This window comes from Burkholderia sp. COPS (assembly GCF_019425585.1).
In the GTDB taxonomy this organism is placed as follows: Bacteria; Pseudomonadota; Gammaproteobacteria; order Burkholderiales; family Burkholderiaceae; genus Burkholderia; species Burkholderia cepacia.
The window spans coordinates 48,634-63,141 of record NZ_WIXR01000059.1 but is presented as its reverse complement, the minus strand read 5'-3'; the positions used below and the strand labels follow the sequence as shown (position 1 = coordinate 63,141).

General features: G+C 69.3%; 20 protein-coding genes. 5 read left to right on the top strand and 15 right to left on the bottom strand.

The genetic code is table 11. The features are described from left to right. Positions 1-3: 3 nt before the first annotated feature. From katE to FOZ70_RS33760, 9 genes are all read right to left on the bottom strand, one after another. Positions 4-2,109 (bottom strand): catalase HPII, encoded by a 2,106-nt coding sequence (gene katE, locus FOZ70_RS33800; protein ID WP_219707637.1) that lies wholly within the window; start codon positions 2,107-2,109, stop codon positions 4-6. Between the two features lie 127 nt (positions 2,110-2,236). After that, a complete protein-coding gene (locus FOZ70_RS33795) occupies positions 2,237-2,623 on the bottom strand; it encodes a DUF3022 domain-containing protein (RefSeq protein ID WP_048028564.1) in 387 nt (128 codons plus the stop codon). Then, positions 2,620-2,781: a DUF1328 domain-containing protein gene (locus FOZ70_RS33790; RefSeq protein WP_081052496.1), complete on the bottom strand. Its 162-nt coding sequence runs from the start codon at positions 2,779-2,781 to the stop codon at positions 2,620-2,622. The genes FOZ70_RS33795 and FOZ70_RS33790 overlap by 4 nt, the downstream gene beginning before the upstream one ends. 46 nt (positions 2,782-2,827) lie before the next feature. Continuing rightward, a complete protein-coding gene (locus FOZ70_RS33785; RefSeq protein WP_021161225.1) occupies positions 2,828-3,016 on the bottom strand; it encodes a DUF3008 family protein in 189 nt (62 codons plus the stop codon). A gap of 92 nt (positions 3,017-3,108) precedes the next feature. Next, positions 3,109-4,542, bottom strand: coding sequence for an RNA polymerase factor sigma-54 (gene rpoN, locus FOZ70_RS33780; protein WP_059485908.1), 1,434 nt, complete (start codon positions 4,540-4,542; stop codon positions 3,109-3,111). Between the two features lie 251 nt (positions 4,543-4,793). Further along, positions 4,794-5,108, bottom strand: coding sequence for a hypothetical protein (locus FOZ70_RS33775; protein ID WP_021161227.1), 315 nt, complete (start codon positions 5,106-5,108; stop codon positions 4,794-4,796). Positions 5,109-5,133: 25 nt separating this feature from the next. Beyond that, the gene (locus FOZ70_RS33770) at positions 5,134-5,445 is read right to left on the bottom strand and encodes a hypothetical protein (RefSeq protein ID WP_219707636.1); all 312 of its coding nucleotides are present in this window, start codon (positions 5,443-5,445) and stop codon (positions 5,134-5,136) included. Further along, positions 5,442-5,690 (bottom strand): hypothetical protein, encoded by a 249-nt coding sequence (locus tag FOZ70_RS33765; protein WP_081052495.1) that lies wholly within the window; start codon positions 5,688-5,690, stop codon positions 5,442-5,444. The genes FOZ70_RS33770 and FOZ70_RS33765 overlap by 4 nt, the downstream gene beginning before the upstream one ends. A gap of 183 nt (positions 5,691-5,873) precedes the next feature. After that, positions 5,874-6,179, bottom strand: a complete 306-nt coding sequence (locus FOZ70_RS33760) for a hypothetical protein (protein ID WP_021161230.1) — start codon at positions 6,177-6,179, stop codon at positions 5,874-5,876. A gap of 149 nt (positions 6,180-6,328) precedes the next feature. Here FOZ70_RS33760 and FOZ70_RS33755 point away from each other — a divergent pair, with 149 nt between their 5' ends. The 5 genes from FOZ70_RS33755 to FOZ70_RS33735 all read left to right on the top strand — a co-directional run bounded on the left by FOZ70_RS33755 (position 6,329) and on the right by FOZ70_RS33735 (position 10,116). After that, the gene (locus FOZ70_RS33755; RefSeq protein WP_219707635.1) at positions 6,329-6,586 is read left to right on the top strand and encodes a hypothetical protein; all 258 of its coding nucleotides are present in this window, start codon (positions 6,329-6,331) and stop codon (positions 6,584-6,586) included. A 100-nt stretch (positions 6,587-6,686) separates the two neighbouring features. After that, the gene (locus FOZ70_RS33750) at positions 6,687-7,118 is read left to right on the top strand and encodes a CBS domain-containing protein (protein WP_042976181.1); all 432 of its coding nucleotides are present in this window, start codon (positions 6,687-6,689) and stop codon (positions 7,116-7,118) included. An 88-nt stretch (positions 7,119-7,206) separates the two neighbouring features. Further along, positions 7,207-7,689 (top strand): PRC-barrel domain-containing protein, encoded by a 483-nt coding sequence (locus tag FOZ70_RS33745; RefSeq protein ID WP_021161233.1) that lies wholly within the window; start codon positions 7,207-7,209, stop codon positions 7,687-7,689. A gap of 457 nt (positions 7,690-8,146) precedes the next feature. After that, positions 8,147-8,821 (top strand): UdgX family uracil-DNA binding protein, encoded by a 675-nt coding sequence (locus tag FOZ70_RS33740; RefSeq protein WP_219707634.1) that lies wholly within the window; start codon positions 8,147-8,149, stop codon positions 8,819-8,821. Beyond that, positions 8,818-10,116, top strand: coding sequence for an Nramp family divalent metal transporter (locus FOZ70_RS33735; protein ID WP_219707633.1), 1,299 nt, complete (start codon positions 8,818-8,820; stop codon positions 10,114-10,116). The genes FOZ70_RS33740 and FOZ70_RS33735 overlap by 4 nt, the downstream gene beginning before the upstream one ends. Positions 10,117-10,205: 89 nt before the next feature. On the opposite strand, the gene FOZ70_RS33730 is transcribed toward FOZ70_RS33735, so the two are convergent. The 6 genes from FOZ70_RS33730 to FOZ70_RS33705 form a co-directional block, all read right to left on the bottom strand. Continuing rightward, positions 10,206-10,814, bottom strand: coding sequence for a DUF892 family protein (locus tag FOZ70_RS33730; protein ID WP_048028552.1), 609 nt, complete (start codon positions 10,812-10,814; stop codon positions 10,206-10,208). A gap of 56 nt (positions 10,815-10,870) precedes the next feature. Next, on the bottom strand, positions 10,871-11,476 hold the full coding sequence (locus FOZ70_RS33725) for a DUF4142 domain-containing protein (RefSeq protein ID WP_219707673.1): 606 nt from the start codon (positions 11,474-11,476) through the stop codon (positions 10,871-10,873). A gap of 36 nt (positions 11,477-11,512) precedes the next feature. Then, positions 11,513-12,370, bottom strand: a complete 858-nt coding sequence (locus FOZ70_RS33720; RefSeq protein ID WP_219707632.1) for an SDR family oxidoreductase — start codon at positions 12,368-12,370, stop codon at positions 11,513-11,515. A 129-nt stretch (positions 12,371-12,499) separates the two neighbouring features. Next, complete coding sequence (locus tag FOZ70_RS33715) at positions 12,500-13,066, bottom strand: hypothetical protein (protein ID WP_219707631.1); 567 nt, start codon at positions 13,064-13,066, stop codon at positions 12,500-12,502. 61 nt (positions 13,067-13,127) lie between these two features. Beyond that, positions 13,128-13,427 (bottom strand): DUF2795 domain-containing protein, encoded by a 300-nt coding sequence (locus FOZ70_RS33710; RefSeq protein ID WP_219707630.1) that lies wholly within the window; start codon positions 13,425-13,427, stop codon positions 13,128-13,130. Between the two features lie 34 nt (positions 13,428-13,461). Beyond that, positions 13,462-14,490, bottom strand: a complete 1,029-nt coding sequence (locus FOZ70_RS33705; protein ID WP_021161241.1) for an SDR family oxidoreductase — start codon at positions 14,488-14,490, stop codon at positions 13,462-13,464. Positions 14,491-14,508 lie beyond the last annotated feature (18 nt).

Sequence of the window (14,508 nt, the reverse complement as noted above, 5' to 3'; positions counted from 1 at the left end):
GCGCTAGGCCGGCAACTCGGCGGCCTGCTGCTCGCGCGCCCACACGCGATGGTGGCCGAGGAGGTCGGACAGCGTATTCAGGATCGCGTCGAGATCGACGGCCTGCCCGACGCACACGCCTTCGGCCGGGTCCGGCAGATGCGCGGCGCTCAGCAGTTGCCGCCCCGACCCGACGGCCGCGATCGGCTTCAGGTGCTTGAACGCCTCGCGCACGAAATGCCGCGCGTCGGCGCTGTGCGCGAGGTCGCGGCCATCGCCGTCGCCGCCGCACACGAACACCGCGTCGAACATCACCGACGGCATGCCGGCCAGCGTCGCCTGCGGCACGATGCTGCCGATCGGCGCGAGCGTCGGCGCGACGATCGTCGGCACCGCATGCGCGGCCTGCAGCGCGTCGCGCACCTGCTCGACGAGCGCCTGGCTCGCACCCGGCGTCGCGATCAGCGCAATCTTGCGCGAGCGGATGCCGGGCTTCGAGCGGCCGATCAGGCTCAGCGCGGGCGAGCGCTGCGCGACTACAGGCGTCGCGCCCGCATGCGGTGCGGGCAACCCGAGCCGTTCGGCGACCTGCGCGGCCAGCCCCGCGTCGAAGCGCGCGATGATGTCGTTGACCACCCGCTCGCGAATCCGCGGCTGCGTCACCTTGCCCAGCTCGAAGCAGTACGCGTCGCGGATATGCCGTTGCTCGATCTCCGTCATGCTCTGGTAGAACAGCGCGGCCTGCGAGAAATGATCGGCGAACGATTCGCTTCGCACGCGTACCTTCTCGCCTTCGAGCGGCTCGTGCACGGTCTCGAAGCCGCCGCCCGACGGCGCCGGCGGGGTCTCGCGCGGCCAGCCGCCGCTCGTCGAATTCGGTTCGTAGGACGCCTGCCCGACGTTGATCGTCTGCCGGTGCATCGCATCGCGCTGGTTGTTCGCGAACGGGCACACCGGCCGGTTGATCGGGATCTCGTGGAAGTTCGGGCCGCCGAGCCGGCTCAGCTGCGTATCGGTGTACGAGAACAGGCGCCCCTGCAACAACGGGTCGTTCGTGAAATCGATGCCCGGCACCACATGGCCCGGGTGAAACGCGACCTGCTCGGTTTCCGCGAAGAAGTTGTCGGGATTGCGGTTCAGCGTCATCCGGCCGATCGGCCGCACCGGCACGCGCTCTTCCGGCACGAGCTTGGTCGGGTCGAGCAGGTCGAAGTCGAACTGGCCCGCGTCGGCCGGATCGATCATCTGCACGCCGAGCTCGAACTCCGGATAGTCGCCGCGCTCGATCGCCATCCACAGGTCACGCCGGTTGAAATCCGGATCGTGGCCGGCAATCCGCTGCGCCTCGTCCCACAGCAGCGAATACGCGCCGCTCACGGGCCGCCAGTGGAATTTCACGAAGCGCTCGGCGCCGTCCGCGTTCACGAAGCGGAACGTATGCACGCCGAAGCCGTCCATCGCGCGAAAGCTCGCGGGCAGCGCGCGGTCCGACATCAGCCACAGCACCATGTGGGTGGCCTCCGGCACCAGCGACACGAAATCCCAGAACGTGTCGTGCGCGGACGCGCCGGTCGGCATCTCGTTCGGTGCCTCGGGCTTCACCGCATGCACGAAGTCGGGAAACTTGATCGCGTCCTGGATGAAGAACACCGGCATGTTGTTGCCGACGAGGTCGTAGTTGCCCTCTTCCGTATAGAACTTCACCGCGAAGCCGCGTACGTCGCGCACCGTGTCCGCCGAACCGCGCGGGCCCTGCACCGTCGAGAAGCGCACGTACACCGGCGTTTCGGCGGCCGGGTCCTGCAGGAACGCGGCCTTCGTGAAGTCGGCCATCGGTTCGTAGACGCGGAACACGCCATGCGCGGCCGAGCCGCGCGCGTGCACCACACGCTCCGGAATGCGCTCGTGATCGAAATGCGTGATCTTCTCGCGCATGATGAAGTCTTCGAGCAGCGACGGGCCGCGCGTACCGCCGCGCAGCGTGTTCTGGTTGTCGGCGATCCGCACGCCCTGATTGGTGCGCAACGCTTCGTGGTCGGGCCGCGAACGGTGTTCGTCGAGCTGGCGCGACTTCGCGCTGTCGGTCGACTGCGCGGGCGCGGTCTTGCCGGCTGATGTGGAACGGGTCATCGAAAGATCCTCGTGGCATTCGGGTGGGCAGCCGCCACGCAAACCGCCGCGCCGCGGCGCGGGCATGCGGACGGCAGCGAAAACCGGTACGACGGGCGCGATCGCGCCCGCGATGCCGGCTGTGAAATCAGGGCGCGGCCAGCGCCGCGTCGAATTCGGCGCGTGTCACGTCGAGCGTCACGCTGCATTCGATCGCGGCATCCTCGACGCGCGGCTTGCGTTCGTCCACCGCGCGCCGCGCGCGGTCGCACAACCGCGTGCGCACGCGCAGCCGGTCGGCCGCGTCGAGCAGTGCATAGCGATCGACGACGTCCGGATCGAACCGCAGGTCGACCGCGCAACGCCATTCGCGCGCGTCCTCGTCGGACGGCACACGCACCCACGACACCTGGATCGTCAGGCCGCCGGATGCGTCGTCCGCATGCACGACGACGGTCGACTGCGACGGAAAGCCGATCGCGAGCGCGTGTTCGAGTTCGGCCACGCGCTGCGACCGGTCGGGCGCGGCACTCATCGTCGCACGACGCCCAGCAGCAGCGTGACCAGGAAGATCACGACGAAGATGTAGAACAGGATCTTCGCGATCTCGGCCGCGCCGGCCGCGATGCCGCCGAAGCCGAACAAGGCGGCGACGAGCGCGATGATGAAGAAGATGATGGCGTATCGAAGCATGGAACCCTCCTGGATGACAGCGGTCGTCACCAAACGTCGTCGTCGGTCACGCATCGTGCTTGTGTTTCGGTTTGCCGCGCACGGGCGTGGCAGCCATTTTCTCGAGCTCTTTCTCGCTCATCGACTCGGCCATCGACTTCGCCGGCGGTTTGAGGTCCTTCATCTTCGTTTCACCGCGCTTGGCCGACAGCGCCGCGCCTGCGGCACGCTGCTGCGCCTGGGATTTTGCTGGCATGGTTGCACTCCTGTCGTGGATGGATGCGCGGGCCGACACGACGGGCGGCGCCGCGCGCGGTTGAAGATCGGTTCGGCGGGCAAGCCGTCACGTCACGCGGCATCGCGACGCCGCAGGTCGGCCGCGGGAATCTTCATCGCCTGCCGATACTTCGTCACCGTACGACGCGCAAGAAGAATGCCGCGGCCCGCGAGGTTCTCCGTGAGCGCGACGTCGGACAGCGGCTCGGTTTGCCGCTCGGCCGCGATCATGTCGCGGATCAGCACCTTCGCCGCCGACGCCGAGCACACGCCCTTGCCGGCCGCCTCGAGCTTGCGCGGGAAGAAATGCTTGAACTCGAACGTGCCGTGCGGCGTGGCCATGTACTTGTTGCCCGTCGCGCGCGACACCGTCGATTCATGCAGGTCGAGCGCTTCCGCGATGTCGCGCAGCACGAGCGGCTTCATCGCGATCTCGCCGTAACGAAAGAAATCGCGTTGCCGCTCGACGATGCATTCGCCCACGCGCTGGATGGTGTCGAAGCGCTTCTGCACGTTGCGTATCAGCCAGCGCGCTTCCTGCAGCTGCTGGCCGAGCGGTGAATCGCGCTCGCCGCTCGACTGCGCGAACAGCGTCGCGTAGCGCTCGTGCAGGCGCGCGCGCGGCAGCACGGCCGGATTGATCGTCACGATCCATTCGTCGCGTACCTGGCGCACGATCACGTCGGGCACCACGTAGTCGCCGCGCGTGCTGCCGTAGTGATTGCCGGGGCGCGGGTCGAGCCCGCGCACCAGCGCGCAGGCGGCGTGCATCGTCTGCGCGTTGCAGCCGAGACGCCGCTGGATTTCCGCCGTCTCGCGGCGGGCGAGCCGTTCGAGATGCTCGTGCGCGATCGCCTTCGCTTCCGCGAGCGCCGGCGTGCCGGCCGGAATCGCGTCGAGCTGCAGCACCAGGCATTCGGACAGCGAACGCGCCGCGATGCCCGGGCGGTCGAGCATCTGCACGAGCCGCAGCGCGATCGCGAGATCCTGCTCCGACAGCAGCAGCGCCGGATCGGCCGCGGCCCGCAGCTCGGCGAGCTCCTGGCGCAGATAACCGTCGTCGTCGAGCGCGTCGATCACGATGCGCGCGGCCTCGCGATCGTGCCTGTTCAACGGATACAGCCTGAGCGCGTCGTGGAGCTGCTGATGCAGCGACGGTTCGGCGGCGATCCATTCGCCCGGCGACAGGCCGTCTGCATCGTCGCCCTGGCGGTTCGTGCCGCGCGGCGCGGGTGCCGCCGTCAGCGGCACCTCGCCGTCGGGCGGCCGGACATCCTCGGGCTCGGGCGCCGCTTCGGGCGCGGCCGCTTCCGCCGGCTGCTCCGGCGCGCCGTCGGCGGCTTCCTCGTCGCCCGGGCCGTCTTCGAGAAACGGGTTCATGTCGAGCGCCTGCCGCAATTCCTGTTGAAATTCGAGCGAGGACAACTGCAGCAGCCGCAGCGACTGCTGAAGCCTCGGCGTAAGTGCCAGATGCTGTCGCATCTGCAACGCAAGCGAGACGGGCATCGAAAGCCTCCTGATTGTTCGGTTCGCGGTAGGTCGTCTACACGACTTACGCAGCTTTCGTGCCAATCTGGCGAAGCGCGTCGCCTCGCGGTTCTCGCGGGTTCGCACCCCGCTTCGTCGCTGGCCCGGGCCGCTTTTTTACAAGCCCGCGGCAAGTTTGGGGCACGCAATTCGCTCGTCCGGAAGGGCGTCCGGATGTGCCCCGAACGCCCTCGCCTGCCTGCCGTGCGTGATGCGCGGAAAACGCCCGATCAGTACTGCATCGGCGGCGGCGTGCCCGGCAACGGCCGGTCGCCCTGCGCACCGTTCGGCCCCGGCGGCGGCACGTCGGCCGGTTCGCCGCCGGCCGCGCCCTGCGGCATCATGTTGCCCGGCGACGGACGCGTGTCGTAGCGCGTATTCGCGTCCGGCATCGTCGTGGTCGACTGCGCGCCGCGGCCATCCGGCGGTGCGGGCGGCGCCCCGCGCGCACCGTAGGGGCCGTTCGTCGGTTGCGTGCAGGCAGCAAGCGCGCACGCGGCGGCGAACGCAAGGGCGCCCGCGCGTATCGTCTGGATCGTGTTCATCGAATACCTCCGTCGGATCGATGGCTCAGAGCCGGTTGAAATGGATATCGCCGGCATAGGCGGTCGGCGTGCGGCGCGCCATCATCGTGTCGAATTCGGCCGCGACGCGCGCGAGCGTGCCGCGCTGCCGGTCGATGCCGGCCCGCTCGAGCGCGGCGAATGCGTCGGCGTCGAACGACACCGACAGCGACGCCGGATGGCCGTCGACGCGAAAGCCGATATGCAACGCACCGGCCGGCCGCTCCTCGATGTGGAACGGCATCGCGCGCGCTTCGAAATGGCGGCCGAGCGTCTCGGCGATCTCGCGCAGCACGCCGGGTTTCACGCGGACGCTCATCGCCGTGCCTCCGCATGCAGGCGCGTTATCCCGCCGACCGACGGCGCATGCACGGGAGGCTGCCGCGACGGCGGTTCGCGCTCGGGCGGCGCGGTCCCGGGCGGATCGCCCGCCGGTTGCCGGTACGGTTCGGGCAGGTCGGGCGGCAAACCGCCGGGATCGGGGTCGTCGGGATCCGGCTCGAGGTCGGGAAACGGCGGGATGGGCCGCTGCAGCCATTGCGCGGGATCGTGTTTCATCGGCATTCCATCGGGGCGGGTTCGGATCGGCATCGTGTGCGGCGGTCGTGACTGGATACGGAAGTCCCGCAATGCGCATGCCGTCCGGTCGCGACGCCCGCATGCGGGCGCCGGCGCGAACACGCGCGGCCCCATGCGACGCGTCGTGCCTTCGCTACACCGTTCGCTGCAAATCTTTCAAGCACCTCGTTATACGTCGTACGCGGCCATCACGAGCCACAGCTCGCGGCCGTTGTCCTTCACGCATGCCGCCAGCGCATACGAATCGGACGGCTCGCACGCGCGCTGCAGCGCGAAACGCGCCGGCTCGGTCGAACCGAACGTCTCGTCGCCCAGCGGCCGCACGTCGGCCTTGCCTTCGAACATCCGGCGCTCGGGCCGGTAGATCAGCGGTTCGTGTTTCCATTCGTTGAAATGGCTCTTCACCGAATCGAATCCGCCGCCGCATACGTTGATCTCATAACGCACGCCTGGTCGTCGTTTCGGAATCGTCATCGTGCCTCCGCTCGGAATGCGCACGCCAGGCACCGGTCGGGCTGCGCGTCGTCATCGCAGTCGATACGGCAAGTCGTGTGCCGCGTCCGCGACCCGGGCACGGCCGTTGCGGCAAGCCCGGCTCCTCGTCACCGATACGGAGCCACGCGATGAAGGATTCGACCCGGCCCGGCCGCGACACGCCGGCCCCCGAGCGGCATCCCGACCCGACGCCGCCGCTGAAGCACCAGGACCGCGCGCGCACGCGCCATTCGGAACGCCATATCGACAAGCAGCTCGAGGACACGTTTCCGGCCAGCGACCCGCCGGCGACCGGCGGCGTCACGCGGATCGAACCGGACACGCCGCCCGGCACGCACGACGAAGGGCCGTGGCGGAGCCCGCGCGAACGCGACGACGGCGCGTGACGTACCCGAGCGGTACCCGAGCGACCCGCGCGTGCAGGAAGGCACGCGGCTTGCGGACTCCGCCGACGAACTCACCGAACCCACCTGCAAGGAGGAAGTCATGCATCGCGTCAACGAAATCATGTCGCAGGACGTCGTGCGCATCGCGCCGACCGACTCGATCCGTCATGCCGCGCAACTGATGGAGCGCTACGACATCGGCGCGCTGCCCGTGTGCGACAACAACCGGCTGATCGGGATGGTGACGGACCGCGATCTCGCGGTGCGCGCGATCTCGGCCGGCAAGCCGCCGGAAACGCGGATCCACGAGGTCGCATCGGGCCCGATCGAATGGTGCTTCGACGACGATTCGCTCGACGAGATCCAGCACTACATGGCCGACGCGCAGTTGCGCCGCCTGCCCGTCGTCGATCACGACAAGCGGCTGGTCGGCATGCTGTCGCTCGCGGACATCGCGACGCGCTCGGCCGGCCCGGAGCGCGACGACGTCGCGAACACGCTGGAAGGCGTGTCGCAACCGAAGCAGACGTGACGGTGCGATCCTCGCGCCGCACGCTACCCGCGCGACCCGCAGGGCCCGCCCCGGGCACCGTCGCGCCCCACGCAGACTGGAGGAAACCATGCAGACTTCCGATCAAGGCCAGACCCGCATCATCGGCAAGGGCGCCGCAACGGCGGCCGGCCCCGGCCCCGACGTGATGGCGGCCGATACGCTGGAAGGCGACAAGGTCTATACGACCGACGGCGACGATGTCGGCAAGATCAAGGACATCATGCTCGACGTGCGCTCAGGCCGCATCGCCTATGCGGTGCTGTCGAGCGGCGGCATCCTCGGCATCGGCGACAAGCTGCACGCCATTCCGTGGAGCGCGCTCACGCTCGACACCGAACGCAAATGCTTCCTGCTGTCGGTGTCGTCCGAGCGCATCCGCAACGCGCCGGGGTTCGACAAGGACCACTGGCCGGCGATGGCCGATCCGCAATGGGCCGAGCCGCTGCACGAGTTCTACGGCAGCGCGCCGTACTGGAGCGCCGGCGACGAACTCGGGCTGACCGACCCCACCGAGGAACTGAACGATCCGCGCGCGCGCGACCGTCACTGATCGCACGACGATGCGGCGCCGGTTCGCCGGCGCATCCGCTTTCTACACGCCCCGCTCGCGCGGGGCGTCTTTTTTGCAAGCCGGGACGGCGCGGGGTGAAGTGCATTGCGTGCGCGATGTGCGCTATGCGCTTTATGTGCGCAACGGCGCCGCGTCGATCGCGATGGAAAATACGCGCGATGCCGGGCGGCGGCCGGATCGTCGCCGGGGTCGGGCTGCATCGCGTTTCTCCTTTCCCGCTCGCGGGAAACCTGTCGCCGCGCAAGCCGCGCCCTCCCGACTGCATGCGGCATGCCGGTTGCTGCGTCGTTCGCATCGTCGACACGGAGTGCTTCATGCGCGCGATGCAGTTTCTGCCATCCGGTTTGCTTGCCTCGGCGCGGGCGACGGCCCGATCGCCACGTTGTTCCGCGCAACAACGTCATGCGGCCGCTCCGACCTGTACGTGGGGCGTCTCATGACCCACAAACCGCCGCCCGCTCCCGCCTCGCCGCCCGCCGCCACCGGCGACGACGACGCGCCGACGACGCTCGGCGCGTGCCGCCGCTGCGCGCTGTGGGAACACGCGACGCAGCCGGTGCCCGGTGCGGGACCGCGCGACGCGTCGATCATGCTGGTCGGCGAGCAGCCGGGCGACCAGGAAGACCGCGCCGGCGTACCGTTCGTCGGCGCGGCCGGCCGCCTGCTCGACCGCGCGCTCGACGAAGCCGGGGTCGAACGCACGCACGTCTACCTGACCAATGCGGTCAAGCACTTCAAATGGGAACCGCGCGGCAAGCGCCGCCTGCACAAGACGCCGGCGCAACGCGAAGTGGCCGCGTGCCGCTACTGGCTCGAACGCGAACTCGATGCGGTGCGCCCGCGCGTGGTCGTCGCACTCGGCGCCACGGCGCTGCGCGCGGTGCTGCAGGACAACGACGCGACGCTCGAGCGCACGCGCGCGCCGGTGCGGACCGCCGGCGGGCAACTCGTCGTCGCGACCTTTCACCCGTCGTACGTGCTGCGCACGCGCGGCGCCGATTCGCGCGAGCACGCGTACCGGACGCTCGTCGACGCGCTGCGTACCGCGTCGGACCTCGCGCACGACACACGCCGCGGCGGCGGGCGCGATTCGCACGGCAACGCCGGATGAGTGCGCCGGACGAAGGGGCGCCGCCGGCGGCCAATGCCGCGCCCGCCGGCACCACGGCGAAACCCTGGTACAAGCGCCTCGGCCCCGGCCTGCTCGCCGGCGCATCCGACGCCGATCCGAGCAACATCGCAGTCTACGCGCAGGCCGGCAGCCAGTTCGGCTTCAACATGCTGTGGATGATCGTCGTCGCACTGCCGATGATGGTCGCCGTGCAGCTCGCGGCGGCCTTCGTCGGACGCCGCAACCGCGAAGGCCTGGTCGCCGGCATTCGCACGCACTTCTCCGATCGTCTCGCCAAGACGCTGATCGTGATGGTCGTGATCGTCAACATTGCGAACGTCGGCGCCGATCTCGCGGCGATGGGCGACGCGACGGCGCTCGTCGCCGGCGGCCACAGCTACTGGTATGCACCGCTCTACGGGATCGCGTCGCTCGTGCTGCAGGTCACGCTGTCGTACGAACGCTACGCGCGCTGGCTGAAATGGATGACGCTCGGGCTGATCGCGTACGTGCTCGAACTCGGCTTCGTTCATGTCGACTGGCGCGGCGTGCTGCACGCGCTCGCGCTGCCGCAGATCGCGCTCACGCATGCGTATGCGACGACCGCCGTCGCGGTGCTCGGCACGACGCTGAGCCCCTACCTGTTCGTGTGGCAGGCGGCACTCGAAGTCGAGGAAACCGCCACCGAGCAACAGGACGCTACGCCGTCTGCCCGTGGCGAGACCGAACGGCGCGTCACGTTCGACACGTGGGCCGGGATGATCGTCACCAATGCGGTGTCGTTCTGCATCATGGTGATCGGCGCGGCCGTGTTCTTCGCGCACGGCAGGCACGATATCGGCACCACGGCGCAAGCCGCCGAAGCGTTGCGGCCGATCGCCGGCGAAGCCGCGTTCGTCGTGTTCGCGTTCGGCATCGTCGGCTGCGGGCTGCTTGCGATTCCGGCGTTCGCGGGCAGCGCCGCGTACGGCTGCGCGGAAGCGTGGCGATTCCGCGAAGGCCTGAACGAACCGGTGAGACGCGCACCCGCGTTTTATGCGGTGCTGGCGCTGTGCGTCATCGTCGGCATCGCGATCTGCATCGGGCCGATCGACCCGATCAAGGCGCTGTACTGGAGCGCCGTGCTCAACGGCATCGCGGCGGTGCCGATGCTCGTGCTCGTGATGCTGCTGGCGCGGCAGCGCGAAGCCGCCGGGCAGCCTGGTAGCGGAACGGTGTCGATGGTATTCGGCTGGCTCGCGGTGGGCCTGATGGCGGCGTCGGTGGTCACGATGATCGTCGACCTGCTGACCTGAGCCTCACGAGACGGTTGCGTCGGCAACCGGTGAAACATCACGCGGACAACCGGGCAGCCGCGCGAACGGCTGCCCGCTCAAGTCGAGCGTCACATCATCTTGCCGCGCGAGCGTTCGGCGCGCGCCGCCTCCGCCGCCGATTCGACCTTCTTCACTTCCTCCGGCGGCGGCAGCACGGCCTTGAAGCCCATCGAGTCGATCCACATCTCGCGCGCCCAGCCGCGCGTGTGATACAGGTGGTGATCCTCGTCGGCCTCGACCTCGTCGTGCGCGTCCTTCAATATCTTCGCCGCATCGCCCGACAACTGGTCGGCCGCGTAGCCGATCAGTTCCCAGTTCAGGTGGTCCTTGGTCTCGGCGAGCACCACGCATTCCGCCGCGACGACCTGCGCGACGGCCGGATCGGCCTGCTTCCGCGCCTGCTCGATCACGTGGACCAGCGCCTTGCCGGTGGCCGCGACCGCGCTGCGTCCGGGCGACTGCGCATCGGGGTCCATGCCTAACGTCTCGAACACCTTGCGCAGCACTTCCTGGTGATGCAGCGTCTCGCGGTGGTACTTCTCCCATTCCTTGTGCAGATCGCCGTCGGTCGCGCACTGCAGCGCGGCCTCGTAGAGCTTCGCGCCGCCAAGCTCGGTTTCGTATGCCTGACAGAGCAATTCGCGGATGCCTTCGTGTTTCGGTTGCCGATGGGCCATGACTGCTTCTCCGAAAAAAACGGGCCGCGCGCGGCCCGAGGATGAACGGGCACGCGTTATCGCGCGCCCACCTTGCGTTCGAGCGCCTCCGCCATGCTCAGGTGATGCCTGAGCGTCGGCAGCGTGGCGCTCGCGAATTCGCGCAGTTGCGGGTCACTGCCGTCGCGCGCCTCGCCTTCGAACAGCGCGACGGCCTTGCGATGCGCGTCGGGGCCGACCGCCGCGACATACGCGACGTCGAAGTCACGGCCGCTCTTGCCGCGCAGCGCCTCGACGTCGGGGTCCGAAATCTGTTCGACCTGCGGCTTCATGCCCTTGCGCGCGGCGATCGCGGTGAGCCGCGCGTTCGCCTTGCCGTGGTCGTTCACCATCTGCTTCGCGAAGGCGCGCACGTCGGGCGACTGCGCCTGCTTCAGCGCGAGCTGGCTGGCCTGCACCTCGGCCTTGCCGGCGATCGCGGCCTTGTCGATGAATTCCGCGTCACCGCCTTGCGGCGCCTTCGCGATCCGCGCGTCGCCCGCGCCCGACGATGGATTGATCACGCCGCCCGGCACATGCGAATTCGATGCGGGCGGCTCGCTCGGCGCCTGCGCGCCGGCAAGCCCCGACACGGCGAATACACCCGCGGCCAGTGCCGCGATCGTCCAGTTCGGATGTCTCATCATCTGCCTTCTCCTTTTCTTGCGTGGATGCGGCCGTCAGCCGCCGACGATCGAGCCGCCGTTCGGGTGCAGCGTCTGCCCGGTCATGTAGCTCGCGCCGTCCGATGCGAGCAGCACATAACAGCCGATCAGCTCGTCCGGCTGCCCCGGCCGCTTGAGCGGCACGTTCGAGCCGAACTTCGCGACCTGCTCGGCGGTGAACGTCGACGGGATCAGCGGCGTCCAGATCGGCCCCGGCGCGACCGCGTTCACGCGAATGTCGCGTTCGGCCAGCTCCATCGACAGCGAACGCGTGAACGCGACGATCGCGCCCTTGGTCGACGAGTAGTCGGGCAGCCTCGGGTTGCCGTGATAGGCCGTCACCGACGCCGTGTTGACGATCCGCCCGCCGTGCTTCATGTGCGGCAGCGCGGCCTGCGTGCAGAAAAACATCCCGTACACGTTCGTGCGGAACGTGCGTTCGAGCTGTTCCTCGGTCACGTCCTCGATGCCCGGCTGCGGATGCTGCTCGCCCGCGTTGTTCACGAGCACGTCGAGCCGGCCGAGCCGTTCGACCGTGCGCGCCACCGCATCCTGTGCCTGCCGGCGGTCGCCCACGTCGCAGGCGATCGCCTCGCAGCGACGGCCGGCCTGCTCGATCAGCTGCTTCGTCCGCGCGGCATCGTCCGATTCCTTCAGGTAGACGATCGCGACGTCCGCGCCTTCCTTCGCGAAACCGACCGCGACCGCGCGCCCGATTCCGCTGTCGCCGCCCGTCACGAGCGCGACCTTGCCGGCGAGCTTGCCGCTTCCGACATAGTCGGCCGCGTCGCCGCGCGGCTTCGGATGCATGTCGCGTTCGATGCCTGGCTGATGCGTCTGATGCTGGGGCGGCGGCGTCTGTGCGGTAGTCATCGGTTCCTCCTTGAACGGGTGCCGCTCATGCTGCGCAAACGGCATGCCGCTGCCGCCCCCCCCGGCTGACGGCAGCGCCGCCGCGCTTTCGCGGCCGGCATTGCAACGCGTGTGCAGGAAAGCGCGGGGTCAGCGAGGGGCGCCCGACGCGGGTTCGTCCGGCCGGCGCACCGGGTCGAAATCGCGCCATTCGCCGTCCTGCCAGTCGCCCTCGACGCGCTCGATCGAACGTGCGCCGGTCGCGCGCAGGACGGCTTCGGCCGCGCTCGCCGTGTCGGGCGTCACGCGCGCGGCGAGAATCACGCCCGTTTCGCTCTGCGCGAGCGTGCCCTTGCCTTCGGCCGGCTCGCCGCGCATCCTGCCGAGCGCGCCGCCGAATGCGCCGAGATAGGCACCGGCCAGCGCGCCGGCAGCCGGCACGAACCAGTAGCGCACGCCGATCGCGTAGACGACGAGCCCCGCGACGGCGCCGATCAGCAGCCCGCGAAACGCACCGATCATCGCGCCGCGGCCGCCCGGCTTCGCCGCCGTATCGGCATATACGTCGCCACCGATCGGAAAGCGCGCATGCTGGCCACCCGGATTCAGAAAGAAGATCGATACGTCGTCCGGACCGAACGCGCGCTTGTAAAGGTGCCGCGCCCCACCTTCCGCTTCATCGAACGTCGTGAAGCGGCCTGCGACGATCATTGCCATGCTCGTCCTCCTCGTGACGGATCGCGCGCCGCGCGCGGCGACACGCGCGACGCGGCCTCCCCTACATCAGCCGCCCGAGTTCCTTCGAGACCGATGCCGGCGTGGTGTACTCGCGGTCGGGAATCCGGCGCAGCATCTCGAGCACGGCGCCGTCCGCGTGCGAGCGTTCCGCGCACTGGACGACCGCCTCCTTGCTCGCCGGGTAGTCCATCCCCTTCAGCGCCTTCTGGACGTCGACCGGGCTCGGCGGCTTGCCGTGGCCGGTCTGGTGCCCGCCCTTGTCGTGGTCCTGCTGCGCGCGCTCGCCTTCGTGCGCGCGGGCGCGGCTGAGTTCGTGGCCCGTGTGTTGTCGGGATGTCATCGAAACCTCCTTGATCGAGTGAACGGAAACGGCATCACGCGGACCCGCGGCGCGCACGCGCGAGCGCGGCGAACACGAGCGCCGCCGCGCCGAGCGCGACCGCGCCGGCCATCTTCGGCCGCTGCACCACCGTGTTGTAGGCACAGCTGCGCAGCACGGGGCCATCCATCCCTTCACGCTCGTGCAGCGCATGACGCGAGTCGTACAGCGCGTTGTCGTCGCGCGGGCGCGCGGGCCGCACCGTGCGCTGGCCGCGCGAGAACAGCGTGGCCGCGACGCGATCGAACAGGCGCGGCGCGTGGTACGCGCTCGCCGACGTGAATTTCGCGGCACCGCCGACGAACAGCGTGCGGCGCGGATGGGCGGCCGCGAACAGGATCGCGTCGGCCACGAGGTCGGGGTCGTAGATCGGCGGCGGCAGCCTCGGCTCGACGTTCATGTAGTTCTTCGCGTGCATCACGAACATCGTGTCGATCGCGGCCGGCTTGATCAGCGTGACCGACACCGGCAGGTGGTCCGATTCCATCTCGAGCCGCAGCGAATCGGTGAAGCCCTTCACCGCGTGCTTCGACGCGACGTACGCGCTTTGCAGCGGCACCGGCGCATCGGATGCCTCGCTGCCCATGTTGACGATCGCGCCGCCGTGGAAATCGCTCTTGCGGCGGAAGTGGTCCGCCGCGACGAGCGAACCATGCACGACGCCCCAGTAGTTGGTCTCGAACAGACGGCGCTGATCCTCGAGCGGCACGGCGGCCGCCGTGCCGAAGATCGACACGCCCGCGTTGTTGACCCAGGTGTCGAAGCCGCCGTAAGTGTCGACCGCCTTCGCGGCCGCGCGCTGCAGGTCCTCGAGGTTCGCGACGTCGCCGGCGACCGGCACCGCGAGGCCGCCGTGCTGCCTGATTTCCTCGCACAACGTATTCAGCGCGCCCTCGTTGCGCGCGAACAGCACGAGCTTCGCACCGCGCCGTGCCGCCTTGCGCGCGGTGACGAGGCCGATGCCGCTCGTCGCGCCGGTGATCACGATCGTCTGCTCGCCGACCGGTTTGAGCATGCAGTTCATGACGAACTCCTGTTGCGG

Bases quoted from the DNA above. Each gene is read 5' to 3' on its own strand.
- katE (WP_219707637.1), bottom strand. From the start codon at position 2,109: ATGACCCGTTCCACATCAGCCGGCAAGACCGCGCCCGCGCAGTCGACC.
- FOZ70_RS33795 (WP_048028564.1), bottom strand. From the start codon at position 2,623: ATGAGTGCCGCGCCCGACCGGTCGCAGCGCGTGGCCGAACTCGAACAC.
- FOZ70_RS33790 (WP_081052496.1), bottom strand. From the start codon at position 2,781: ATGCTTCGATACGCCATCATCTTCTTCATCATCGCGCTCGTCGCCGCC.
- FOZ70_RS33785 (WP_021161225.1), bottom strand. From the start codon at position 3,016: ATGCCAGCAAAATCCCAGGCGCAGCAGCGTGCCGCAGGCGCGGCGCTG.
- rpoN (WP_059485908.1), bottom strand. From the start codon at position 4,542: ATGCCCGTCTCGCTTGCGTTGCAGATGCGACAGCATCTGGCACTTACG.
- FOZ70_RS33775 (WP_021161227.1), bottom strand. From the start codon at position 5,108: ATGAACACGATCCAGACGATACGCGCGGGCGCCCTTGCGTTCGCCGCC.
- FOZ70_RS33770 (WP_219707636.1), bottom strand. From the start codon at position 5,445: ATGAGCGTCCGCGTGAAACCCGGCGTGCTGCGCGAGATCGCCGAGACG.
- FOZ70_RS33765 (WP_081052495.1), bottom strand. From the start codon at position 5,690: ATGCCGATGAAACACGATCCCGCGCAATGGCTGCAGCGGCCCATCCCG.
- FOZ70_RS33760 (WP_021161230.1), bottom strand. From the start codon at position 6,179: ATGACGATTCCGAAACGACGACCAGGCGTGCGTTATGAGATCAACGTA.
- FOZ70_RS33755 (WP_219707635.1), top strand. From the start codon at position 6,329: ATGAAGGATTCGACCCGGCCCGGCCGCGACACGCCGGCCCCCGAGCGG.
- FOZ70_RS33750 (WP_042976181.1), top strand. From the start codon at position 6,687: ATGCATCGCGTCAACGAAATCATGTCGCAGGACGTCGTGCGCATCGCG.
- FOZ70_RS33745 (WP_021161233.1), top strand. From the start codon at position 7,207: ATGCAGACTTCCGATCAAGGCCAGACCCGCATCATCGGCAAGGGCGCC.
- FOZ70_RS33740 (WP_219707634.1), top strand. From the start codon at position 8,147: ATGACCCACAAACCGCCGCCCGCTCCCGCCTCGCCGCCCGCCGCCACC.
- FOZ70_RS33735 (WP_219707633.1), top strand. From the start codon at position 8,818: ATGAGTGCGCCGGACGAAGGGGCGCCGCCGGCGGCCAATGCCGCGCCC.
- FOZ70_RS33730 (WP_048028552.1), bottom strand. From the start codon at position 10,814: ATGGCCCATCGGCAACCGAAACACGAAGGCATCCGCGAATTGCTCTGT.
- FOZ70_RS33725 (WP_219707673.1), bottom strand. From the start codon at position 11,476: ATGAGACATCCGAACTGGACGATCGCGGCACTGGCCGCGGGTGTATTC.
- FOZ70_RS33720 (WP_219707632.1), bottom strand. From the start codon at position 12,370: ATGACTACCGCACAGACGCCGCCGCCCCAGCATCAGACGCATCAGCCA.
- FOZ70_RS33715 (WP_219707631.1), bottom strand. From the start codon at position 13,066: ATGGCAATGATCGTCGCAGGCCGCTTCACGACGTTCGATGAAGCGGAA.
- FOZ70_RS33710 (WP_219707630.1), bottom strand. From the start codon at position 13,427: ATGACATCCCGACAACACACGGGCCACGAACTCAGCCGCGCCCGCGCG.
- FOZ70_RS33705 (WP_021161241.1), bottom strand. From the start codon at position 14,490: ATGAACTGCATGCTCAAACCGGTCGGCGAGCAGACGATCGTGATCACC.